20 protein-coding genes are annotated in these 24,185 nt (G+C 55.4%); 11 read left to right on the top strand and 9 right to left on the bottom strand.

The window, feature by feature from the left end; all coding sequences use genetic code 11:
• Positions 1 to 289: 289 nt before the first annotated feature.
• From ybaK to hisG, 8 genes are read right to left on the bottom strand one after another with little or no spacing between them, the layout of a single operon-like run.
• A complete protein-coding gene (ybaK, locus tag TREPR_RS04275) occupies positions 290 to 790 on the bottom strand; it encodes a Cys-tRNA(Pro) deacylase (protein WP_015707063.1) in 501 nt (166 codons plus the stop codon).
• A 2-nt stretch (positions 791 to 792) separates the two neighbouring features.
• Positions 793 to 2,961 (bottom strand): histidinol dehydrogenase, encoded by a 2,169-nt coding sequence (gene hisD, locus TREPR_RS18120; protein WP_015707062.1) that lies wholly within the window; start codon positions 2,959 to 2,961, stop codon positions 793 to 795.
• 41 nt (positions 2,962 to 3,002) lie between these two features.
• The gene (gene hisC, locus TREPR_RS04265; RefSeq protein WP_015707061.1) at positions 3,003 to 4,064 is read right to left on the bottom strand and encodes a histidinol-phosphate transaminase; all 1,062 of its coding nucleotides are present in this window, start codon (positions 4,062 to 4,064) and stop codon (positions 3,003 to 3,005) included.
• The gene (gene hisE / locus TREPR_RS04260) at positions 4,061 to 5,377 is read right to left on the bottom strand and encodes a phosphoribosyl-ATP diphosphatase (RefSeq protein WP_015707060.1); all 1,317 of its coding nucleotides are present in this window, start codon (positions 5,375 to 5,377) and stop codon (positions 4,061 to 4,063) included. The genes hisC and hisE overlap by 4 nt, the downstream gene beginning before the upstream one ends.
• Positions 5,371 to 6,171, bottom strand: coding sequence for an imidazole glycerol phosphate synthase subunit HisF (gene hisF, locus TREPR_RS04255; RefSeq protein ID WP_015707059.1), 801 nt, complete (start codon positions 6,169 to 6,171; stop codon positions 5,371 to 5,373). The genes hisE and hisF overlap by 7 nt, the downstream gene beginning before the upstream one ends.
• 27 nt (positions 6,172 to 6,198) lie before the next feature.
• A complete protein-coding gene (gene hisH, locus TREPR_RS04250) occupies positions 6,199 to 6,828 on the bottom strand; it encodes an imidazole glycerol phosphate synthase subunit HisH (protein WP_015707058.1) in 630 nt (209 codons plus the stop codon).
• Between the two features lie 13 nt (positions 6,829 to 6,841).
• Positions 6,842 to 7,468, bottom strand: coding sequence for an imidazoleglycerol-phosphate dehydratase HisB (hisB, locus tag TREPR_RS04245; protein WP_015707057.1), 627 nt, complete (start codon positions 7,466 to 7,468; stop codon positions 6,842 to 6,844).
• 37 nt (positions 7,469 to 7,505) lie between these two features.
• Positions 7,506 to 8,360: an ATP phosphoribosyltransferase gene (hisG, locus tag TREPR_RS04240; protein WP_015707056.1), complete on the bottom strand. Its 855-nt coding sequence runs from the start codon at positions 8,358 to 8,360 to the stop codon at positions 7,506 to 7,508.
• Between the two features lie 262 nt (positions 8,361 to 8,622).
• Between hisG and TREPR_RS04235 the strand changes: the two genes are divergently transcribed.
• From TREPR_RS04235 to TREPR_RS04195, 9 genes are all read left to right on the top strand, one after another.
• Positions 8,623 to 9,147, top strand: coding sequence for a nitroreductase family protein (locus TREPR_RS04235; protein WP_015707054.1), 525 nt, complete (start codon positions 8,623 to 8,625; stop codon positions 9,145 to 9,147).
• Positions 9,131 to 9,610, top strand: coding sequence for a DUF3842 family protein (locus tag TREPR_RS04230; protein ID WP_148257230.1), 480 nt, complete (start codon positions 9,131 to 9,133; stop codon positions 9,608 to 9,610). Before TREPR_RS04235 ends, TREPR_RS04230 begins: the two co-directional genes overlap by 17 nt.
• Positions 9,610 to 10,815 (top strand): MFS transporter, encoded by a 1,206-nt coding sequence (locus tag TREPR_RS04225; protein ID WP_015707052.1) that lies wholly within the window; start codon positions 9,610 to 9,612, stop codon positions 10,813 to 10,815. Before TREPR_RS04230 ends, TREPR_RS04225 begins: the two co-directional genes overlap by 1 nt.
• 574 nt (positions 10,816 to 11,389) lie before the next feature.
• Complete coding sequence (gene larE / locus TREPR_RS04220; protein WP_015707051.1) at positions 11,390 to 12,220, top strand: ATP-dependent sacrificial sulfur transferase LarE; 831 nt, start codon at positions 11,390 to 11,392, stop codon at positions 12,218 to 12,220.
• A 9-nt stretch (positions 12,221 to 12,229) separates the two neighbouring features.
• Complete coding sequence (gene larC, locus TREPR_RS04215) at positions 12,230 to 13,636, top strand: nickel pincer cofactor biosynthesis protein LarC (protein WP_015707050.1); 1,407 nt, start codon at positions 12,230 to 12,232, stop codon at positions 13,634 to 13,636.
• The gene (gene larB / locus TREPR_RS04210; protein WP_015707049.1) at positions 13,617 to 14,330 is read left to right on the top strand and encodes a nickel pincer cofactor biosynthesis protein LarB; all 714 of its coding nucleotides are present in this window, start codon (positions 13,617 to 13,619) and stop codon (positions 14,328 to 14,330) included. The genes larC and larB overlap by 20 nt, the downstream gene beginning before the upstream one ends.
• Before the next feature lie 328 nt (positions 14,331 to 14,658).
• Positions 14,659 to 15,705, top strand: a complete 1,047-nt coding sequence (locus TREPR_RS04205; RefSeq protein ID WP_015707047.1) for a thiamine ABC transporter substrate-binding protein — start codon at positions 14,659 to 14,661, stop codon at positions 15,703 to 15,705.
• Entirely contained in the window at positions 15,675 to 17,462 is a 1,788-nt protein-coding gene (locus tag TREPR_RS04200) for an ABC transporter permease (RefSeq protein WP_015707046.1), read from the top strand. The genes TREPR_RS04205 and TREPR_RS04200 overlap by 31 nt, the downstream gene beginning before the upstream one ends.
• Positions 17,452 to 18,522, top strand: a complete 1,071-nt coding sequence (locus TREPR_RS04195; protein ID WP_015707045.1) for an ABC transporter ATP-binding protein — start codon at positions 17,452 to 17,454, stop codon at positions 18,520 to 18,522. Before TREPR_RS04200 ends, TREPR_RS04195 begins: the two co-directional genes overlap by 11 nt.
• Positions 18,523 to 18,874: 352 nt before the next feature.
• Here the strand turns inward: TREPR_RS04195 and TREPR_RS04190 are convergent, their stop codons facing one another.
• Positions 18,875 to 21,457 (bottom strand): prolyl oligopeptidase family serine peptidase, encoded by a 2,583-nt coding sequence (locus TREPR_RS04190; protein ID WP_081468632.1) that lies wholly within the window; start codon positions 21,455 to 21,457, stop codon positions 18,875 to 18,877.
• A 797-nt stretch (positions 21,458 to 22,254) separates the two neighbouring features.
• Here TREPR_RS04190 and aroF point away from each other — a divergent pair.
• Both aroF and TREPR_RS04175 read left to right on the top strand, forming a co-directional pair.
• On the top strand, positions 22,255 to 23,280 hold the full coding sequence (aroF, locus tag TREPR_RS04180; RefSeq protein ID WP_015707042.1) for a 3-deoxy-7-phosphoheptulonate synthase: 1,026 nt from the start codon (positions 22,255 to 22,257) through the stop codon (positions 23,278 to 23,280).
• Positions 23,281 to 23,292: 12 nt separating this feature from the next.
• A complete protein-coding gene (locus TREPR_RS04175; protein ID WP_015707041.1) occupies positions 23,293 to 24,159 on the top strand; it encodes a prephenate dehydrogenase in 867 nt (288 codons plus the stop codon).
• Positions 24,160 to 24,185: the final 26 nt, after the last annotated feature.

The raw sequence follows: 24,185 nt of genomic DNA, 5'->3' as shown, positions 1-24,185 counted from the left end.
AAGGTAATCTACGATCACCTGTGGTCCCTTTATCGTTTGTTTACAGTATAGCCTTAAGTATTTTGTTATGTCAAGATTTTATCCTTTTTTTTAAGCTTTTAGGGATTTTTATGATTTTTTTTATCAAGATGTAATTCATTGTAATATAATGAATTAAATAAAGGCGCATTTTTCACCGGTGAAGTATGGGGAAAAAATGTTACAACTTTTTGTGGAAAATCGGAATCGATACATGACAAAATACTAAACTCTGTCCGAATGGGGAATCCCCCTTACAGGCAGGGGGATATCATCCAGGTCCGGGCCGGAAGCTTAAATCCGCTAAGCTTCCGGCACTATAGCGGATAAGATCCCCCGGGGCCAGGATGAGTTGGCAGCCCCGAGCCCCGGCGCTGACCGCGATGGTTTCAAAAAGTTCCGCAGTTTCATCAATATAAGTTGGGAATTGCTTTTTCATGCCTATGGGAGAGCAGCCGCCCCGGATGTACCCGGTAATGGAAAGGAGTTCTCCCTGGGGGATAAGGTCGGCTTTTTTTTCACCCGCCAGACGGGCCAGCTTTTTCAGGTCCAATTCCTCCGCCACGGGGATGCAGCACACAATATAAGCGCCGCTTGCCCCCTGTAAGACCAGGGTCTTAAAGACCCGCTCCGCGGGTATGCCCAAGAGTTCCGCCGCATGGACCCCGGAAAGGTCCCCTTCATCCACCTGGTATTCCGCAATGGTGTATTGGATTCCCGCGGCGTCAAGGAGCCGCTGGGCATTGGTCTTTACAGGCTTAGGTTTGGGCATTATCAGGGAAAAACCTCCACCGGTATGGCGTCCCTTCCGGACCCGCCCAGGGCGGTTCTGAGGGACGCGGCCCGTTCTTCAAGGAAGGATAGCGGCAGTTGGGAAGCCTGGGGGTCGCCAGGGCTTGGGCGGGCTTTGCCGTAAATCTGCACCGAGCGGATCTTACCGCCCCCGGCAAGGTCCAGAACCAGGCGCTCCCAGGCTGTGGCCTCCTCAGCCGATGGCGGGGCGCCGTCTATGGCGCAGATCATGGTCTGCACGGTAAAGGGGGCCAGGGCGGCGAACTCCCGTATCCGGGCGCGGAGACTGTCGAAGGGGACTGAAGATTGGTCCATCCGGGAGTACCAGGCTTCGGTCCCTGCGTCCAGTTTCAGCCAGATCCTGAGAGCGGCCTTTCCGGCAGCGGCAGAACGCAATAATTCAAAGATCCGATCGTTCAGTAATCCTGTGGCGTTGGTGATCACCACCAGGGCAGCCCAGGGAACAAGTTCATCCCGAATGCGGAGCGCCGCTTCCAGAGCAGCGGGAAAATGGGGAGAGATCGTAGGCTCCCCATTGCCGGAAAAACAAATATCCTTCACTTCTATTGATTGGGAATGGGCCTGAGAAAGAACCTCCCGCAAAGTCTGCTCCATCAGGGGGACAGAAAAACTAATGTCTGTCTTAAACGGAAAAACCTCGCAGTAGGGGCAGTCAAAAGTACAGATTTTTTCATCAGGGAAGAGGTTGATTCCCACAGACAGGCCCCGGGATCGGCGGGAATAGACTGGGTACACCAGGGCGCCCCCTTCCCGGCTGCGGTGGTTTTCGATAGAACCAGGGGTCAATGGCTTACTCCTGGCTGCGGCGCTTTCCCGGTGGGCGATCAGGCCCTCCGCCTGAGCTATGCATTCCGCAGCCAAGCGAGCTTCCTCAAAGCCGGAACCTTTTTCACAACGAAGGGTGGTGACGGTTTTGAGGAAATGCCGCACCGAAAGGCCGCCTGAAAAGCGGGCGCTCCCGGAGGTGGGAAGTGTGTGGTTGATCCCTGCGGAATAATCCCCCAACACCTCCGCTGCCATATCCCCGATGAAGAGGCTGCCGTAGTTTTTCAGTGCAGGTACCCAGCTTTCCGGATTGGCAACCTGGAGTTCCAGGTGCTCAGGAGCAATGGTATTGGCAATGCGCAAGGCCTCGTCTTTTGTTTCATAAACGATGATGAGCCCCCCGGCGTCCAAGGATGCCCGGGCAGTTTCCGCAGTGGGCAAAACCGCCAGGCGCTTTTCCAAAGCAACGGCGACCCGGTCAGCAAAATCCCTGTTGGGGACCAAAACCCGGGCGCGGGCATCAGGATCGTGTTCCGCCTGGGCCAGCATATCTGCGGCGGCAAGATCCGCAGCATCGGTAACAGCAATGGCACTGCTTGCGCCGGAGACGCCGGTTCGCGGGACATCGGCGGTATCGTCAGCGATGATAAGCACGTCAGTGGGGCCTGCCACAAAGTCTATGCCCACTTCGCCGAAGAGGAGGCGCTTGGCGGCGGCCACATACTTGTTGCCCGGACCGGCGATGATGTCTACGCGAGGAACAGTTTTGGTACCCAGGGCCAGGGCCGCTATGGCCTGGGCGCCGCCGATAGCGAAGACCCGATGAAGTCCGGCGATGTATGCGGCGGCCAGGATGCGCCGATCCGGGAGGCCGTCTTCCAGGGGCGCCGATACTGCCATAACTTCCGGGACTCCGGCTACGACTGCGGGGATGGCCCCCATGAGGACCGTGGAGATCAGGGGAAAGCGCCCCGAGGGCACATAGATGGCAGCCCGCTGAACCGGGATAACCCGCTGGCCTGTAAAAAGCCCGGGGCTCATTTCATACTCAAAGTCCCCGAACTGAGCTTTCTGCTTTTCCGCAAAACGTCTTATATGTCCCGCTGCCAGTTCCAGTGCCGCCGCCAATTCCGGCTCCTCGGCCCTGAGATTTTCCCAGGCAGCCTTAAGGGCGGACATGGGCACTTCCAGAGTTTCCGGGGAACTCCGGTCAAATCGGGCAGCATAACTGCGCACCGCCGCATCACCGTCTTTCCGCACCCCGGCGATAACTTCCCTAACCGCAGCGGACACCCCTTCATCAGTAACGGGAACAGAAAGCCCCTCCCAGTAGCTGTCAAAATCGGCGCTCACTAATATTCTCACCCTTCGCTCCTCATTTGTCACCCCTGATTCCTCACTCCCCATTATTTCCCGATTTCCCCGCAAGCCGCAAGGAACGCATCCATTTCCTCATCGGTACCGATGCTTACCCGCAGGTAATCTGCGATCCGGGGTTTGTTGAAATGACGCACCAAAATCCCCCGCTCACGGAGGGCGACTAAAAATTCGGGGCCCGGTTTGCCCGGGGCCTGGATAAAGAGAAAGTTTGCCTCCGAGGGAATTACGGTGAAACCCTGAGCTATCAGAGTGGCGACAACACGTTCTCGGGTGGCAATTACTTTTGCTGTTATCCCCTCATAATAGTCTGAGTCCCTGATAGCGGCAGCAGCGCCGGCCTGGGCCAGCCTGTCCAGGGTATAGGAATTAAAACTGTCCTTTACCCGGTTAAGCCCTTCAATAAGTTCCTCACTGCCGATGGCAAATCCCACCCGGAGCCCCGCCAGGGAAAACGCCTTAGAAAGGGTATGCACCGTGAGCAGGTTGTGCCGTCCGCCTGAGGAAACCGCAGACACTCTCCCGGCGGCAAAAGCTGCATAAGCTTCGTCAACTATCAGTACCTTACCCAGTTTTTCCTGGTAACTGGCAATGGCAAATATATCCTCCAGGGGCAGGGACCTGCCGGTAGGCGCATTGGGGTTTGGAAAGATAATCCCACCGTTAGGAATCAGGTAATCTTTGTAATTGATAGAAAAATCATCGCTAACAGGAATGCTGCGGAAACTGATATCCCACAAACCAGCATAAACCGGATAAAAACTGTAGGTGATATCCGGAAATAGTATATCCTGGTCAAAAAACGCGCCAAAGGCAAAGGCCAAAACCTCATCTGACCCGTTCCCTACAAAGACCTGTTCCGGCGTAACCCCGTAGCGGCCTGCAATAGCCTCTCGCAGTTCCCCGCAAACCGGGTCCGGGTAAAGCCGCATGGTGTCCGCAGCAGCAGCCTTAATCGCCTCAATAACCTTAGGCGATGGCGGGTAGGGATTCTCGTTGGTATTGAGTTTGATAAATTCCCCGTCCCGGGGCTGTTCGCCGGGTATATATGGGGACAGTTTTTGTGTGCGTTGATTCCAGTATGAGCTCACTTTTTGTGCCTCCGGTCCAATTCATCCAGCACTTCCCCTACGTTTACCCCGGAGCGGGTGATAAGGGCGGTGGTGAAGTAGAGCAGGTCCGCCGATTCCCAGACAATTTCATCGTGGGTCTTGGCAGTACAGACCTCTTCGGCCTCTTCCATCACCTTTTCCCGGACCAGTTCGTCGTCCAGGGTCGCCGTATAGGAGCCGGGAGTGGGGTTGCGGAACCGTTCAGCAATGACCGACTGGAGGTATTCCCAGGTATAGCGGCGGTTAGTCCCGAAACAGGACCAATCCCCGGTATGGCAGACCGGCCCGGCAGGCTCCACTATCGCCAGAATAGCATCCCTGTCACAGTCAGCCCTGAGGCGGCGCAGGCTTAGTGTGTTCCCAGAACTTTCGCCCTTCATCCAGAGTTTGTCCCGGCTGCGGCTGTGGAAACAGAGATTGCCCCGCTTAAAAGTTTCCGCCACCGCCTCTTTGTCCGCAAAGCCGGTCATCAGAACCTGGCCGTCCGGAGACTGGGCGATCACGGGCAAAGCCGGAGTACCTTTCTTCCAGTTAAGTGAAGCGGTGAAGGCATCCGCTAGGCTGATCTTACCGGTGTACAGGGCCATACCGAGCTGGACATCGCAATCCAGGGCAGCCAGTGATTCTATTTCTTCCAGGGTAGAGACCCCTCCGGCGGCGGTGATGCCGCAGGAAACCGCCTCGCGTAGTTTTTTTACCGGTTCCAGGTCGATGCCGGTCATGGTGCCTTCCCGGTCAACACAGGTAAAGAGGAGTTCCGAGGCATAGGGCTCCACCGTCTTTGCCGTTTCGATAAGGTCAAGGCCGGTTGGGGTCTTCCAGCCATCCACCACTATCCCGTAGTTTTTCTCACCGCCCCTTTCGGCAAAGCTTTTGGCGTCCACGGCGACGATGATCCGTTCCTTTCCAATTTTTTTAACCATGGCCTCCAAAAAAGGAACGTTAACGGCAAATTCGCCCCCGGCTATTCCCGCGCCCTTCTTGTCAGGGTTTCTGAATACCGATGACCCAAGGATAATCTTCCGGGCCCCCAGGCTCACCAGTTCCTTTGCCTGCTCAGTATTTCTGATTCCCCCGCCCACCCGGCATTCCGCTTTGCGAAGCAGGAGTTTTATCATTTCAAGGTTACTACCCTTTCCCATGGCGGCGTCCAAATCGATAACCGCCACTTCCCCATAGCGGTCAAATTCTTCAGCCAGTTCCGCCGCATTATCCCTGTGCAAAACCAGCTCCGCCCCCTGCTTAAGCTGAACAACCCTGCCGTCTTGCACATCTATTGAAGCGATTACCATCTGACACACACTCCTTTTGATTCTGCGTATTTCTTGATCTCCGGTATCGTAGTTTTTCCAAAGTGTAACAGTGATGCTACCAGGGCAGCGTCGGCATTACCCCATTGATCGCCACCCTGCTCCCCCGGAGGCAGAAGCACATTGGCTATCTGGTCCAAGGTACCCGCGCCCCCTGAGGCTATCACCGGAACCGGAACCGCCGCCAGGATGGCCCGGGTCAGTTCCAAATTATAGCCCGCCCCTGTGCCATCCGCGTCAATGGAATTGAGGAGTATTTCCCCCGCCCCCAGCTCCACTGCCTTTATGGCCCACTCCACCGCATCAATGCCCGTGTCCTCCCGCCCGCCGTGGGAATAGGCATTCCATTTCGGTTTTTCACTTCCGGAATGCTCTACCCGCTTGGCGTCGATAGACAGCACCACGCATTGACTTCCATAAGCCCGGGCCATTTCGGTGAGCAGGGCGGGGTTCTGCAAAGCCGATGTGCAAACAGAAACCTTATCGGCCCCGGCGTTCATGGCTTCCCGCATATCTTCTACGGTCCGTATACCGCCGCCTACGCAGAGGGGGATGAACACTTCTGCTGCTACCTGGCGAACAACATCCAGCAGGGTAGCCCGGCTTTTATAGGAAGCGCCGATGTCCAGAAAGGTCAGCTCGTCGGCGCCATCATCGTTGTAACGCCGGGCCAGTTCCACCGGGTCCCCGGCGTCCTGTATGCCCTTGAACTTGACGCCCTTTACCACCCGGCCGTCGTCCACGTCCAGGCAGGGAATTATTCGCTTGGCTTGCATATCGTCCTCCTCTTCGGCACAGTTCTTCTACCGCGCCCAGTTCTCCAAAACCTGCAGCCCCAGAGCCCCGGACTTTTCCGGGTGAAACTGAACCGCTGCCAAAGCACCCCGCTCCACCACAGAGCAGTAGCGCAGGTAGTATTCGGCCCAGGCGGCGGCTGCCGATTCATCCACCGGGTCCACATAATACGAATGTATATAGTAAAAAAATGAATTTTCCGGCAAGCCCCGAAACAGTTTTGATGCGGGCCTGGCCTGGGTCTGGTTCCAGCCGATTTGGGGGACCTTGCGGCCCGGGAAGCGTTTTACGGTGCCGGGGATTACGCCCAGGCCGCGCACAGGTTTGCCGTCCACAGGCGGCGCTTCCTCAGAACTATCGAACAGGAGCTGAAGGCCGATACAGATGCCCAGGAAAGGCTTGTCCGCCTGAATCCATTCCTGGAGCGCCGCAGCATAACCGGATTTTTTCAGGGAAGCCATGGCGGTAGCAAAGTGGCCGTCCCCGGGGAAGAGCACCTTTTCGTAAGGCGCTTTAGCCCCGGACCCGCCGGACAGCTCCTCGGGGCCCCGGACAAATTCGGCCTCGCAGCCCATCCGCTTCAGGGCATTCATCACCGAACCCAGGTTTCCTGCGCCGTAATCAATCACCCCAATCATACTGCCCTCCCGGTCATACCAGCACCCCTTTTGTGGACGGAATACTGTCCGCTGAACGGGGATCAATTTCCACAGCCTCCCGGAAAGCCCGGGCTGCCGCTTTGAACAGCGCTTCTATCTTGTGGTGATCGCTTCTGCCCCGAAGTATATCCAGGTGCAGGGTGAAACCCGCAGCAATGCTGAATCCCTGCCAGAAATCTTCTACAGTATCAGTCTGAAAGGTGGCGGTCCCCTCCCCGCCTCCCAAGGGCGCGGACACCAAGGGGATGCCGGAAAGCTGGGCATCAAAAACCAGGAAGGGCCGCCCGGAAATATCCACCGCAGCCCGGGCCAAGGTTTCATCCATGGGGTAGAGGCAGCTCCCCACACGCCGTATCCCCCGTTTCTCCCCCAGGGCTTTTGCGAAGCATTGGCCCAACACTATCCCTGTGTCCTCCACCAGATGATGCTGATCCACCTCCAGGTCCCCCGTAGCCCGGACCTCCAGATCAAAAAGCCCGTGCCGCGCAAAAGTATTGAGCATATGACCCATAAACCCTATAGGATAATTCAGCCGCGCCCCCCCGGTCCCGTCCAGGTTCAACTTTATGGTAATATCCGTCTCGTTAGTTTTCCTCGTTATCTCAGCAATCCTCGCCATATCCGCCCCCTAATTACTACTTCCTAATTCCTCATTATCAAGGAACCACCTTCCGCAAATCGTACTCCACAATATCCCCTGCGCCGAGTTTCTTTAAACGGGGGATGAGATCCGGGACCTCGTGCTTCTTCACCGCGATCTTCACCGCATAGCCCTCGTCCCCATAAAGGGGCGCAACCGTGGGGCTTTTCATGGCCGGAAGCCCGGCTACAATTTCTGCAAACCGGTCCTTGGGGATGTTCATTTCCAGCATCACCCGGTCCCGGCCGTCCAGGACCGCCTTAAAGAGCATGGCCAGTTCCTCAATACGCCGCCGTTTCTCCGGGTCAGCCATGGCCGCCCTGGACGCCACAAAGCGGGTGGAGGATTCCAGGATCACCGCAACGATACGCAGGCCGTTATCCTTCAGGGTTTGCCCCGAGGAAGTATTGTCGATGATCATGTCCGCATCGTCGGGGGGAAAAACCTCGGTAGCGCCATAGGTACGGAGTATGCGGTATTGGTAGCCCTGCTGTTTGAGCCATTCCCCGGCAAGGTTCACGTATTCCGTGGCCGCCACCAGCTTCTTTGCTCTGAGCGCCCCCTCATCCATGCCGGCAGGCGCCGCCGCCACAATGCGGACCTTGTCCATACCCAGGTCCAACAGCTCCACCACATCGGCGCCGCTTTCCCTGATCCAGTCGATGCCCGTAAACCCCGCATCATGGCTCCCCAGTTCCAGCAGTTCACCCACATTCTGGGGCTTCATGATCTTGGCATCCAGCCAGTCCGCGCCGATAATCGGCCGGTAAGTCCGGTCCGCCAGGGATATGGGAAACCCCGCCTCGGAAAAGAGCCGCGCCACATTGTCAAAAATCCGTCCCTTAGGGATCAGTATCCTCAGTTTTTCCATTCGTTTCTCCAAAAAAAAACCGTGGACTCCGGAGAATCCACGGTCAAAATACCGCTTAAAACGTCTCCGCAAGCTACCTTGCGAAGCCGCCGGATTCCGGGGGCAAAGAGTATCCATGATGGTGGTGATGGCCCAGGGCCGCGAAAATCCGGTTCATTGGGAAAGGGTAGCTGAAAGGATAAAAACTGTCAAGTAAACGAAAGGCGGGACTAGAGAAATTCCCTTCTTTATGCTTAAATAGTATAACCACAAGGGGGTAACCATGTCCTCAATTTTTCAGCGCCGGTCGGTACGGAGTTTTCTTCCTAAGCCGGTGGAAGATGACAAGATAGAGCGTATACTCAGAGCTGGAATGGAGGCCCCCTCGGCCCATAACCGGCGGCCCTGGGAGTTTATCGTCATTACCGGGGAAGCGGATCGGCAGGCTATTGCCGGGATGAGCCCCTACGCCAAGATGGCCGCCTCCGCCGCTGCGATCATCGGGGTTTGCGTCAACCTGGACCTGGGGGGCGTTGAAAACCCCGAGGATACCTGGTGGGTCCAGGACCTTTCGGCGGTTACGGAGAACATACTCCTCCAAATTGTCGAAGAAGGGCTGGGCGGGGTATGGCTGGGCTGGTACCCGGACAAGGACCGGGTCCGCGCCTTTGCGGATCGTTTCAAGTTTCCGCCTACGGTGCTGCCCTTTTCGGTGATCCCCCTGGGGTATCCCGCCAAAAAGGCGGACGGGGCGGACCGTTTTGATCCCCGGCGGGTCCATTACGGTGTCTATGGAACGCAAAAATAGCATGAAGCGCATCATTGTCATTGTAGACGGCATGGGAGGCGGCATCGGGGTGCAGCTCATCGGTAAGATACGGGAGCTCATTGACCGGGACTGGCCCGGGCAGTGGGATATCGTAGCCCTGGGAACCAATTCCACCGCCACGGAACGGATGGTAAAGGCCGGGGCGCACCGGGGGGCCACCGGAGAAAATGCGGTGAAGGTTTCCGTGGGCATGGGGGAGTTCATCCTGGGCCCTATCGGGATAGTGCTGGCAAACAGCCTCATGGGGGAGATAAGCCCCGCCATGGCCCAGGCGGTGCTCGCCGCTCCGGGGGAACGGATACTGATCCCCATCCAGCAGGATCATTTTACCCTGGCAGGCTTTGATCCAATGCCCCTGGGGAAGATGGTGGAGAAGGCCGTAGAAATACTCAAAGAAAAGATGGGCCAGGCAGAAAAAATTGCAACAAAAGGTTCAAAATAATGAAACTATCCTTCAAAGATATTTATCGTCCCGGGGTTAAATACACCCGGTTTCTTTCGGTTATCCTGTTATATGGTATTGCCTATGGCTTGTACCGGGGTATACAGGATAATTACCTGGCGGAACTGGTCCACATTACCAGCTTTGAACGGGGGGTGGTGGAATTTTTCCGGGAAATCCCCGGGCTTTTGGTGGTACTGATCTTTGCCCTGATGTACCGGCTTTCGGAAAACCGGGTGTTCAAGATCGGGGTTATATTCCTGACTGTCGGGCTGGGGAGCTTCCTCCTGGTGGGAACCGGAAAGGTCCAGGTGATAATTGTCATGGTCCTCTTCAGCATGGGGGAGCACATTGTCCTGCCCCTGCGGAGCACCGTATCAATGCACCTGGCAAAAAAAGAAACCGGGGGCAGGGCCCTGGGGGTGACCGGCGCCATGGATCAGGCAGGCAGGATCACCGGGTTCATCCTGGTATCGGCCCTGTTTTTCATCTTCGCCAAGCTGGGGTACAGCCGGAACGATAGCCTCTTTTTCAGGGTAGTCTTTGCCCTATCCTTTGCCATTATGGCCGCCGCCCTGGTGGTTGTGCTGCCCATGGAAGAATCCACCGAAAAGGTACAGCGCCGGCGTTTCTACTTTGCCAAAAAATTCTCCAAGTTCTATATGCTGGAGGTCTTTTATGGCGCCCGGAAGCAGGTCTTCCTCACCTTTGCCCCCTATGTGCTGATCCTCCAGTACGGCGCCGATGCCTCGGTAATCTCCCTGCTCATGGCGGTAAGCGCCGCCTTCGGCATCGTCTTTAACCCCCTGATCGGAAAACTTATCGATAAGGTAGGGTATAAAATCATCATGGTCAGCGACACCCTGATCCTGGTGGTGGTTTGTTTCTTCTACGGTTTTGCCCACCGGATCTTCCCCCGGGATATCGCCTTTATGGTGGTCTGCGCAAACTACGTGTTGGACGCCATCATCTCCCTGGCCAGCATGGCAACCAATGTCTATGTGCAGGATATCGCTTCCAGCCAGGAGGAAGTCACCGCCACCCTTTCCACGGGGATATCCGTAAACCACGTGATCAGCATCTTTATCGCCCTTATGGGGGGCTGGATCTGGAAAGTTACGGGTATCGAGGTGCTTTTTACCATTTCGGCTTTTTTGGGGTTACTGAATTCGGTGTATGCGGCGACTATTAAGAAACCTGTTTAACCAATAGGTGGCTCTATTCTCCGGGAGGGGCGGGGATACCTCCGGGGGCTAACATGTTGAGTCCGCCTCCGTCAGCCCCGCTACGCGGGTCTGCTACGGCGGGGAATTCCATAGACGCCCCCAGAGGTATCCCCGCCCCTCCCGGAGCCTTGGGTCAATATTGAGAAAACAGGCCTTCTGTCCATTGTGTTTAACAACCTCTTGGGCTAAAGGCGACAGGCGGACAATCCCTCCAACCACGGCGCCTTAAGTCAACATTGGAAAAACAGGCATTCCATGCGATTGTGCATAGCAACCGCTTTTAGGTACCTATATGAGGATAAAGGCAGGGCGGGGTGGGGATTTCCCCTCTCCCCCCTCCCCCACGCAAGTGGGTTCTTTCTGGAATTCCCCGCCGTAGCAGACCGCGTAGCGGGCTGACGGAGGCGGATTCTACAGGTTAGGGGGAGGGGGGAAATCCCCACCCCGCCCGGTCACTACCCCACACAGCTATCATAAACTGAATTGCTATACACGGACAGTTTTCATTGACGGTATCCCATAAAAATGCTATTACCAATACATGAGCATTACTATGGCCGAATCTCAAAAAACCCTGGATGAAAAATACGCGGATCTCCTATCCATGATCGCCGCAAAAGGCGCCGTGGCGGTGGCCTTTTCAGGCGGGGTGGACAGTTCCTTCCTCTGCCACGCAGCAACCGCAGCCCTGGGAAAGCGGGCAATCGCTATCACTGTGGTATCCCCTATGCTTCCTAAGAGCGAAATCGACGGGGCGACATTGGTGGCCGGAAAGGTCGGGATTGAACATATACTAATAGAAGAATCTGAGATCGATGAGGAGGTGGCGGCGAACCCTAAGGAGCGCTGCTACTATTGCAAGAAGATAGAATTCGGCAATATCCTCCAGGAAGCGAAAAAGCGGGGGATCAACACGGTTCTTGACGGATCAAATCTGGATGATCTGGGGGATTACCGGCCGGGGCTTAAGGCCCTGTCGGAGCTTCAGATTTTCAGCCCCCTGCGGGAAGCGGGGCTCAGAAAGCAGGAAATCCGGGACCTGTCCAAGCGTTTTGATCTGCCCACCTGGGATAAGCCCGCCTTTGCCTGTCTGGCCTCCCGGATCCCCTACGGCGAGCGGATAGACCGGGACAAGCTTTCGCGGGTAGAAAAGGCTGAAGTACGCCTGCAAGAAGCAGGATTCCGCCAGTTTCGGGTACGGTCCCACGGGGATACTGCCCGGATCGAGGTGGCTCCGGAGGAACGGCGCCGTTTCTTTGACGAAAAACTCCTGGACAGCATTTCCCGGGACCTTAAATCTTACGGTTTTCTCTATGTTTCCCTAGAATTGGAGGGCTATGTCATGGGAAACCTGAACCGGGCCATAGCCCAGGTACAGGCATAAGGAGTACCCTTGAAAACCCTTCATTTTGACTGTTCAGCCGGTATTTCCGGGGATATGACCCTGGGGGCCTTTATGGACCTGGGGGTCGACCCAGAAGCGCTCCGTACAGAGCTGGGCAAGCTCGGCATTGAGGGCTGGGAACTCCGTTTTGAACGGGACCAGCGGGGAGGCATCTCCGGAACCCATGCGGTGGTTGATCTTGGGGATGAAACGCCCCTTGTCCAAGATGATGCACCTTCCCATACACATGACGGTGCACAACCCCATACACATGGCGATGCACAGTCCCATACACATGACGGTACCCATCACCATACTCACAATGACGCGCATTCGCATACCCATGACGATACACATACTAACGTACCTCACCCTACACAGGAACATACCCATGGGGGGGGCGGCCAGCACAGCCACGGCAGGACCTGGAAGGATATCCGGGCCATCATTCAGGGCTCCGCACTGAGCGAAGGGGCAAAGAAGCGGGCCCTGGACATTTTTACCCGTATTGCCGAAGCGGAAGCCCAGGTACATGGGCGCTCAGTGGAAGAAGTAAGCTTCCACGAAGTTGGCGCCCTGGATTCGATAATAGATATTGTAGGCGCGGCAATATGCCTGGACCTGATCAAGCCGGACCGGGTTACCTGCGGGGAAGTCGAACTGGGGGGCGGCACGGTACGCTGCGCCCACGGGATTTTGCCGGTACCCGCCCCGGCCACGGTGATCCTTACCCGGGGAATGCCCGTCAAAACCGGGGGCTTCAATAAGGAAATGACCACCCCCACCGGGGCGGCAATCCTGGCTTCCATGGTGGATGAATTTACGGATGTCCGGAGTTTCCGGGAAATCAAAACCGGCTACGGCATCGGTACCCGAAAAATGGAACGGCCCAACCTGCTCAGAATTTCCCTGAGGGAAGAGGATCCCGGCAAAAACACCATTACTGCGTTGCAAAATGCGGAGGCGGCGCCCTGGAAAACCGAGGAACTGACCCTCATGGAGGCTAACATCGACGACATGAGCGGCGAAGCCCTGGGCTTCCTCATGGAGAGCCTCTTTGCTGCCGGTGCACTGGATGTAACCTTCACCCCCTGCGTGATGAAAAAGTCCCGGCCCGGGACCATTGTTTCGGTTTTGACCGGCCCGGAAAAGCTCAACCCTCTCAGGGAAACCCTGTTCCGTAAATCCACCACCATCGGGTTCCGGGAAACCCCGGTCAGACGGCTTTCCCTCCGCCGGGAAGAGGACCAGCTTGGCCCGGACCTGGGAAACGCCCGGCGAAAAACAGTTTTTTACGGCGCAGAAAAGCTGCGCTCAAAGGTAGAATTTGAAGACCGTGCCGCTCTGGCCCGGGAACGGAATATATCACTGGAAGAAGCTGAGAGGATCATCAAAGATGGATTTGCCGGAAAATAAAGACCCTGAAAGTTCCGGGACCGAAGACTCCCTGGGCTTCGCGGTCATTGATACCTACCGGGACAAGCGGACCGGTTACCCCGAGGTAGTGTTCTGTTCAGGAAAAACTACGGACCAGGCAGAGGCCATCATAGTAAAGATGCGCGAGCAGGGCATCCCGGTACTGGGTACTAAGGCGGACCAAGCCCTGGCGGACCGGGTACTCAGCCGTTTCCCCGAAACCGAATACGACGCCATTTCCCGGATCCTCATGGTGGGCAGGGTCCGCCCCAAGACCGACTTGCAAGGCCTGATTGCGGTGGTAGCCGCAGGGACCTCGGACCTCCCCATCGCCAAAGAGGCCGCCCTGTCCGCAGAATTCCTGGGCAGCAAAGTAGAACTGATCAACGATGTGGGCATTGCGGGGATACACCGCCTGTTTCGCCGTCTCCCTGATATACGCAAGGCCCGGGTAGTGGTGGCTGTGGCGGGTATGGAGGGAGCACTAGCTGGTGTGCTGGCAGGGCAGATTTCCGTGCCGGTTATCGCGGTCCCCACCAGCGTAGGCTACGGCGCCTCTTTCGGGGGCCTCTCGGCGCTCCTGGGCATGATCACCTCCTGCGCACCGGGGATCTCGGTGGTAAACATTGACAATGGTTTCGGCGCGGGATACCAGGCGAATCTCATCAACCAGGGCGCCGCAGCGATTCTCTAAGCAGCATTGCATTGACATTTTCCCGCCTAATCCCTATACTCTATATTGTAGAAATCTTATCTGTACTGGGGTGGTTGACCGTTACGGAAACACCGGCCTTTGGGGGCCTGTTTATCCGACGGAATGCCTGAGATCATACCCGCTGAACCTGATCCGGATAATGCCGGCGTAGGGAACACAGCCGCAGCCCTTTGCCATGATGAACAAATCATGCAGACAGGCTACGGTTATATAAACATACCGGGGTTCTCCCGGGGTTTGTAAACAATGCGGTCCGATCAGTAATACTCCCCGACAGGCGGGACTAAAGTCCCAAAGGGGTAACATCATGGGTGGAAAAAAAGTTTTATCCATCGGTCCCAAGACGCTTTTTGCGGTCCTGGGGTTAGCACTTTCCGTTTCTCTGTTTTTTTCAGACTGCAGCCGGAATAAAGCGGAGGGTAACGGAACAAAGGAACTGGTTATCTGGACTTACGATTCCTTCAACTCAGAGTGGGGACCCGGACCGGAGCTATCCCAACTATTTGAGGATGAAACCGGAATTGCGATACGCTGGGTAAACCACGGAGACGCCGGGGCAGTCCTCTCCCGGCTGCTCCTGGAAGGAAAGGACGCCGGAGCGGATATCATTCTGGGGCTGGATCAGAATATGGCGGAAAAGGCCCTCAGTTCGGGGCTGCTTGAGGGATACAAGCCAGCCGGGGCGGATCGTATACTGCCTGAACTTATCATTGATGAGAGTTACCGGCTCATCCCCTGGGATTACAGTTATTTTGCGATCAACTACGATTCCGAGCGGCTTCCCAACCCTCCCGCCAGCCTGGAGGAACTGACCCGACCGGAATACGCGGGGAAACTCATACTAATGGACCCCCGGACATCATCCCCGGGGCTTGGTTTCCTCACCTGGACTAAGGCTATCTACGGTGACGGATGGCAGGATTACTGGCGGCGCCTGAGGCCCTCTATCCTCACCATTGCTGAGGGCTGGAGCAGCGGCTACGGGCTCTACACCGAAGGGGAAGCGCCCCTGGTGCTCTCCTACACCACCAGCCCCGGGTATCACCTGGAATACGAAAGCAGCGACCGGTACCGGGCGGCGATATTTGCCGAGGGGCACCCCATACAGATTGAGGTGGCGGGGCTTTTGGGTTCAGCAAAAAACAAGGGTAACGCCAAAAAGTTCCTGGACTTTATGCTCAGCGATGCTTTCCAGAATACGGCGCCCCATACCAATTGGATGTACCCGGTTACCCCGGTGGCACTGCCGGATTCCTACCGGATCAACCCTAAAAGCGACAAGCCCCTGCGGCCTCCGGCGCCTACGGATGCCGATTTGAACCAGTGGGCGGCGATTCTCTCCAGCGGACAGTAATAGTGCGGAATATTTTCCCCATAGGTACCGGTAGGCGGAATAGTATTAAAACCAATACTGGGTTGCAAGCGGCGCTTCTCTTTGCACTGCTGCCCCTGGCAGCGGTGCTGCTCGCCTTCATCCTGCCCTATGGGGCGGCCCTGAGCGCGGGTTTCCGCAGCTCAGGGTCTGCCGGAACCGGGGTAACCGGTGGGGCTGCTTTTTCCGCCCTGGCCAACCCCGCCCTGCTGAGGATAACCCTCTTTACCCTGGGACAGGCGGGATTGAGCGCCCTTCTGGCCCTGGGCCTGGGGCTTCCCGGAGCATGGCTCCTGGGATCCGGGCTGCTGCGGGAGAACTCCCCGGGGACCCGGTTCATCCGGGCCCTGACCAGCGTTCCCTTTGCCATGCCGCCGATTCTGGTGGTATTAGGATTTGTACTCTTTTTCGGAAACTCAGGCTGGGCAAACCGCTTCCTTGCAGCCCTGGGCGGCGCTGAAGATGGGCCCTTACGCATCCTGTACCGCCCCGGGGCCATTGTCCTGGCCCACGGTTTCTATAACTTCCCCCTGGTGATACGCCTGGTTGGAGACGGCATGGCCCGGGCCCGGAAAGCCTATGCCCCGGCAGCGGAAACCATGGGGGCAACACCTTTTTTGACCGGCTTAACAATACTGTTTCCCCTGGTGCTTCCATCAATACTATCCGCGGCTTTGCTGGTGTTCCTTTACAGCTTTACCAGTTTCGCTGTGGTATTGGTCCTGGGGGGCGGCCCCGGGGCAACAACCCTGGCGGTGGAAATTTACCGCTATGCCCGCTTATCCCTGGATTACTCAAATGCCGGGGCCCTTGCGTTAATAGAAACCCTTATTGCCAGCGCAGTATTTATGCTGTACCTTCGTATTGAAAGGCGTACCGGGAACACCCTTGAAATCCGGGACCGCTTCCCCGATGAGCGCCGAAGCGCCGGCGGGCATATCGCCCTGATTGTCTACGGGGTCTTACTATTCCTGTTTGTACTGGGTCCCCTTCTTTCAGTACCCCTGGAATCCTTTCTGTATAAACCATCCCGGGCCGCCCTGCCCCAAGTTTCGGCACGGTGGTGGCTCTCCCTGGGGGAACGCATACTCCCCGCCCTGCTCCGGTCCCTGCTCCTGGCGGGGCTTTCTGCAACCCTGGCAAGCGTCCTGGCAATACTCGCCGCCGGGGCAGCATCGAATCTTCGCTTTGTAAGCCAAAGCCCAGGCAAAGCCCACGGAAAATCCCCCCTGGCAGCACTGATCCGTATCTTTGCCACCGCGCCCCTGGCCTCATCCGGGATAGTCCTGGGTTTCGGCTGGCTCAGTCTTTACGGCAGGGATCATTCCCGGTCACTCTGGGCGGCGGTGGTACTCCATGCGGTTACCGCCCTGCCCTTTGCTTTTAATTCAATTTCCCGGGGACTGGAAAGCATACCGCCGAATACCTCTAACGCAGCATCGGTGTTCGGGGCAAACCCTCTGAAGCGCATCATTACTGTGGAGATACCACTGAGCATGGGACGCCTCCGGTCAGCCTGGGGCTTCTCAGCCGCCATCAGCCTGGGCGAACTGAATGCCGTCATGATGCTGGGCCTGGAGGACTGGGAAACCCTGCCCCTGCTTATCTACCGGGCGGCAAATTCCTACCGCTACGGAACTGCCTGCGCAGCGGGAACCATGCTGATCCTCGCCTGCGCCGGCGCTTTTCTTTTGTCGGAATTTGGGGTAAAACAGAAGGGGGGAAGCCATGGCTATTGAAATACGGGGACTGCGTAAATCCTATGAAGATTTTTCGGTTACCCTGGACCTTTCCGTTAAGGAAGGGGAAACCCTGGTATTGGCCGGGCCCTCAGGATGCGGCAAAACCACTGCCCTCAGTCTTATTGCGGGGATCATTCAGGCCGAGGCGGGGGATATACTGATAGACGGAGAGGACATAGGGGAACTTCCTCCCTGGAAACGCAGTATTTCTGTGGTTTTTCAGGACCTGGCCCTTTTCCCCCATCTAAGCGCGGGAAAGAACATCGCCTACGGCCCCTTTATCCACGGCATTTCCCGGGCAGAACGGCGGCGTATTGTCACCGAAGTACTGGGAATAGTAAAACTATCCGGGTATGAAAATCGGCGCATAGATACCCTTTCCGGGGGCGAACGGCAGCGGGTCGCCATTGCCCGCGCCCTGGCAGCCAGGCCCCGGGCACTGCTGCTGGACGAACCTTTCTCCAGCCTGGACGCCCCCCTGCGCCGTTCCCTGCGGGAAGAATTCCGCCTGATTCCTTCCCGTACCGCTGTGCCCTGTATTTTTGTTACCCATGACCGGGAGGAAGCTGCCGCCCTGGGGGACCGTATCGCCCTCATGTCTTCAGGCAGGATCGTCGAAACCGGCACCCCCCGGGAACTCTTCCTCTCCCCCAAAACCGAATTTGGCGCCCGCTTCTTCGGGGCAGGCCTGGTCCTGGACTGCACCATCCTTGAAACCGGGCAGAATGGGACCCTGGTCAGCTCCCCCTTAGGAAAACTGCGTGTCCCTGCTGCAGATGATATGCCAACCTGGGACCCCGCAGGGTCCCTGCTCTTTGTACCCCGGGATGCATTAACCGTTCACCCGCCTGCCGCCGCCCAGCCGGCTTCCGGGGAAGCTGCTTGTACCGCCGTTTACCGGGGAAGCGGATTCACCGGGGACCGGCTTAGCCTGGAACTGGAACTTCCCGGGGGTACGCTCTGCACCGTGGAAACCGGCCCTCGCGCCGGTCTGCCCCAAAAGGACAGCACTGTGATCCTTCGTATTGATGAGGGGCTTATCAGGTTTGTCCGATAAAAAAGGGATACACCCCGGAACAGATTGAAGCCAAATTATCCCTTGAAACAAAATAACAGACAGATAAATGTTAATAACTGAACTACCCTGCTGATTTTTAGCTAAAGCATAATGGAGCCGGGAGCCGTCGCGGGAAGTCTGCTTTTATGTTTGTCGTTGCCAGAAACATAGGAGTATCATAGTCAATACAGGAAATTTATTCAATAAGCAAATATATTGCTTATTTGCCATTTCTTTGACCGAACTTCCGGTAACATTTCTAATCAAAACGAAGAACCCCACCAAACAGCGGGATTCTTCGTTTAAAAATTACGGGCCGGAAGTTTGCCTCCGGCACCATAATCTATTATGCTTATCTGGAAAGTGATTGAGAGAACATCCAATTTAGGAACTGCGGATCTTCCATACAAATAATTTCCACATCATGGGGTTTTATTGAAGGCGATAAGCCGTCTTTTGTCAAATTGTCCCTGGTAAGATTTTCTGCGGAATATTCCTGATATTTAAAAGTACCCGGAGCGGTTCCTCCATTGGCAGCAATTATAGCGTCTCTCAAGGCACGGGATTGGGTAGTTTTTCCGCCGTTAGGAGTAGTGTCGGAACTGTTTATGGGATCTCCGACTGCGCATATAATGTAGAAAGGCTTGTTTTTCAACACATCTACAAAACCGGGAACCGTCACATCAGCGGCGGTAGCGTTAGTTGTATCAGGATCTCCTTTGACAAATTCCTGGGCGATGCTGCCGGACAGAGAAATAGTCGCGGCAAAAAAATCAGGATACCTGACATAGGTACGCTGAACATTTTTACCCCCCATTGATTTACCAATAAGGTATACCCGCTTACTGTCAACCAAACCAATATCAATCATACGTTTAATCAGATCAATGGACTGCCCTGTTGTAACCCATTGGTTTGCCACAGAGTCTTCGGTTTTTCCGGAGACACTATTCTGATTCACATATATTGGCGTAAGGACATAAGCTTCCGGATGGGATTCTGCGATGGCAATAGCCATTCTGTTTGCCAAAAGGGTACCCTGATCTCCGGAACCATGCATAACGAGGACAAGCGGCGCAGGATGTTCCGCTTTAACATCGTTTATGGAACCGGTAACCACGCCATCGGGAGCGTAAAGATTATAATCAAAAGACGCAGTATGCTTTGAACTGAATTGGGCGAATTTGTCCGCAGTTTCGGTGGTAATATCATTAACCGCCAGTCCGCCGGTGTTTTCCTCAATACGGCGATCCCTGGTAAAACTCAGGGCATTATTTGCCGTACAGGTAAGAGTAATATCTTTTGCGTAATAAAACTTTTTGAACCCTCCAACGCCGTTGTCGATGCCCCGTGAAAGATCATCCCCGATATACCCTTTAATAGGATCCAGGGTAAGTGTTACTTTATTCCCGGAAACGACTACGTTATTGATCTTCGCTTCATAGGGGACCAGCGTATTAGTCCGATATTCTCCGTTGGGCAGACTGCGACTGCTGTAATTGTAGGTGTTACCGGTTATTTTCCCGCCGAAATCCGCAGGGCTGCGGATGTTTGACAATACCGCCGGATTATTTACATAAATATCAATGGTTTTGATAGTGTGTCCCCGGGGTGCAGACCATGTATTGAGTCTGATGTAATCAATAGCATCGGTTTGTTTATTTACCTTCCTCTGGGCAAACAACCAGTCGGAATACCGGGAATCTTCCAGACTGATAATTTCATTATCATGGGCTTTGAATATACCCCGGGCAAGCATTTGTTCAGGGGTGTACATCAATAGTTTCGCCTTATAACTTCCAGCCGCCGTCAAGGCATTGTAATAACCCTGACTATGAGGGGAAAGGGCATCGTTTCTACCGACAACAAACCATATGGGCAGGTCCTTGAGGATGGTTCCTATTTTTTTATAGTCATCCGCATATTCTGCCTGGGAAGATGAATTGGGAAGAATACTGGCCGGACAAAGGGGCAGGGCGGCGGCAAAAAAATCCGGATAGAGCGAAGCAATTTTGACCGTATTTTTCCCTCCCATGGATTTCCCTTCGATGTATATTCTTGCAGGATCAACTTTTCCCTGGGCTATTAATTGTTCAATAAGGGCGATAGTTCTAACGATGGTCGTCACCTGGGTATTTTCGTAATCCCCCTGAGGATAAACCGGCGCAAGTACATAGGACGGGTTTTCCGCCTGAACTCCCGGTTCCGCCCAGGCAAGGGTAACCCGGTTAGCAACCAGAGTCATCTGATCCCCCGAACCATGATTCGAAAGAACCAGGGGCAGGGGTTTGCTGCCTGCTCCCCGGGGAGTAAACAGGAAGTAATTATAGTCCGTCGGCTCCGAGCCGCTTTTGGAAACCTTGATATAAGCAAATTCGTCCGCCGTGGGAGTAACCACTGTTACTTTTGAGTTGGAATTACCAAACCTGCCGCTATTATCAAGTACAGGCAGAATCCGGTTGGAAAAGCTTAAATCCTTATTGGTACACTCTATGGTAAAATCCTTTACATAATAAAGCTTTGGAGAAAAATTTGACACCCTAAGGGTAATTTTATTTCCATCAACTGCGATGCCGCTTATATCCGGCGTAAAGGGTTCAATAACCGGAGTCCGTTCAGGGCTGGCCTGATTCGCTCCGTACAGGGTTACATAGGCCATCGGGTCCGCGGGATCGCTGCCTACGGGGAAATTACTGCCCCAGCCGCCGGTATTACCGGTGAATTTAAAATCTCCAGCGGTAAGTCCCTGCAAAACCCTTTGGTTTTCTGCAATAATAGTGATACTTTCAATCTTTTGCCCGTCTCCGTGTACGGTTGTATTAACCGTTATACCGGTGATTGCACTGCCAGATCGACTTTCGTTGTCCTTAGCAGGGCCAGCAAACACAGCAATAGCTGCCGACAACAATGCTAAAACGATACAAATTCTTTTCATTTCTTTCCTCCAATAAATTTGATTAAAACCAGTTAAATTATACCACGGATTACATTTATTGGAAAGGAAAAACTGTCCTTTCGCACCGAATGTTACCAAAGTACTGTTTTCTGATAAATATCTAGTACTTTAGTACTAGAATCGATTTTAAAATTACCTCAAGAATGCCATCAGGGAGCGGCTTATCGTGCTATTCTGCGTCAGAAACGATTTACTCGAATAGGACCCTCCACCCAAGGTGGCAAGTGCCCGGACGCATTAACCGTTCACCCGCCTGCCGCCGCCCTGCCGGCTTCCGGGGAAGCTGCTTGTACCGCAGTTTACCGGGGCAGCGGATTCACCGGGGACCGGCTTAGCCTGGAACTGGAACTTCCCGGAGGCCTGCCCTGCACCGTGGAAACCGGACCCCGGGCCAGCCTGTCCCCAAAGGACAGCACTGTGACCCTTCGTATTGATGAGGGGTTTATCAGGTTTGTACGGTGAAAAACAGATCGCCCAATACAACAGGCTATTGACATTTTCCGCCGTTCTGTTATAACGTATCCCTGAAAGGAAAAATATTGAAAAGTTCCGCGTCTTTCCGAACAGATAAAACCGCCTCCCTTATCCAGGCCTACCTCTACTATTATTATCTGTCCTCAAACCCCGCGGAGCCTGGGGTGTTTAGCTGATCTAAACACCCATAACCTGTAAACCAGGGAGACTCCAGGGCAATAAGAGTATTGCCAAGGGGCCTCCCTTTTTTTGCGCCCTGGCGGTTGTATGGCCGCCGGAAAATTATTGCCAAGGAGCAGATCATGATCATTGCCATTAAACCGGGAACCGCCCAGGAGGACATCAAAAACTTTACCGCCCTGCTGGAAAGGCGGGGGGTCAAGGTTCACTATTCGGCAGGAACCTCCCAGACTGTCCTGGGCCTGGTGGGGGACACCACGGGGATCAGCGAAGAAAGCCTTCAGGCCCACCACCTGGTGGAAAAGGTTGTCCGGGTGCAGGAGCCCTACAAGCGGGCTAACCGGGCTTTTCACCCCCTGGATACCCGGATCGATATTCCGGTTGCCGGGGGCCAGGTGCGGAGCATAGGGGCGGGAAGCCTGGGGATCATGGCCGGCCCCTGTTCCGTGGAGACCCGGGAGCAGATAGTGGGCATAGCCAATTCGGTAAAACAGTCAGGGGCCACTTTTCTCCGGGGGGGCGCCTTCAAGCCCCGGTCCAGCCCCTACAGTTTCCAGGGCCTGGGCTGCGAAGGGATGGACCTGCTTCTGGAGGCGAAGAAAGAAACCGGGCTTCCCATTGTGACGGAACTCATGGCCATCCACCAACTGGAACTTTTTGACGAAGTTGACATTGTCCAAGTAGGGGCCCGGAACATGCAGAACTTCACCCTGCTCAAAGAACTGGGCCGCTGCCACAAACCCATACTCCTCAAGCGGGGCTATGCGTGTACTATCACTGAACTGCTCATGGCTGCGGAATACATCATGGCCGGGGGTAACGATCAGATAATCCTCTGCGAGCGGGGCATACGGTCCTTTGATAACTTTACCCGGAACACCTTGGACCTCAGCGCCATTCCGGCCTTAAAACGGAAGAGCCACCTCCCGGTGATCGTGGACCCCAGCCATGCCACAGGGCTTGCCTGGATGGTTCCCACCATGGCAAAGGCGGCCATTGCGGCAGGGGCGGACGGGCTCATCATCGAGGTGCACAACAACCCTGAGGAGGCGCTTTGTGATGGGGAGCAGTCCATTACCCCGGACGCTTTCGATTCGCTCATGACAGTTCTGCGGAAATATGCAGCCCTGGAAGAAAAAATAATATAAAAAGGAACGATAATGAAACTTATCGAAGACTGTACTGTGGGTATCGTGGGATTAGGCCTCATGGGCGGCGCAATAGCTCTCGCGCTCAGGCCCTTGGGGCCCCGGCGCATCCTGGCACTGGAGGCGGACGGCGAAACCCTGGAGGCGGCTAAAGCTCAGGGGGTCATCAACCAGGGGCTGCTCATGGGGAAAGACGACCCCACAATAATACTGGGGCAGTGCGATCTGGTCTTCCTCTGCCTCAATCCCTCCACCCTGCTCAGGTTCCTGGAAACCTGGATGGCAGCCTTCCGCCCAGGCGCCCTCATCACGGATATTGCGGGTATTAAGGGCAACATCGTCAAAGCGGTGGAAAGGACCTTGCGGCCGGACCTGGACTTTATCCCCGGTCACCCCATGGCGGGCAGCGAGAAAGGGGGCTTTGCCAACGCGAAACACTGTAACTTTCAGGGGAAAAACTACATCCTCACCCCCCTGGCGCAGAACAAACCGGAAAACCTGGAATTCCTGAAAGCCCTGATTCACCGCATGGGTTTCGGCAGGATTACTGAGACTACGCCGGAGGAACACGACCGGAAGATAGCCTTTACCTCCCAGCTTTGCCATGTTATCGCCGCAGCCCTGATAGACTGCGAGGCTGACACGGAAATCACCCGCTTCGGGGGCGGCAGTTTTGAGGACCTCACCCGGATCGCCATGCTCAACGCACCCATGTGGGCAGAACTATTCCTGGAAAATAAAACAGAATTACTGCAGCGCATAGAGCAGTTTGAAGGGAGCCTGGACTCCCTGAAGGCGCTTATCACTGGCGGGCAGGGAGAAGGGCTGGAACAAAGGCTGGCTGCGGTGAGGGACAGGCGAAGCGCCATGAACGGGTAGAGTTTATCAGGGTGGAATAACTGCGC

Origin of the sequence: Treponema primitia ZAS-2, assembly GCF_000214375.1 — a bacterium.
Lineage (GTDB): Bacteria > Spirochaetota > Spirochaetia > Treponematales > Breznakiellaceae > Termitinema > Termitinema primitia.
The sequence above is the reverse complement of the archived record's forward strand: the minus strand, read 5'-3'. Positions and strand labels throughout refer to the sequence as shown.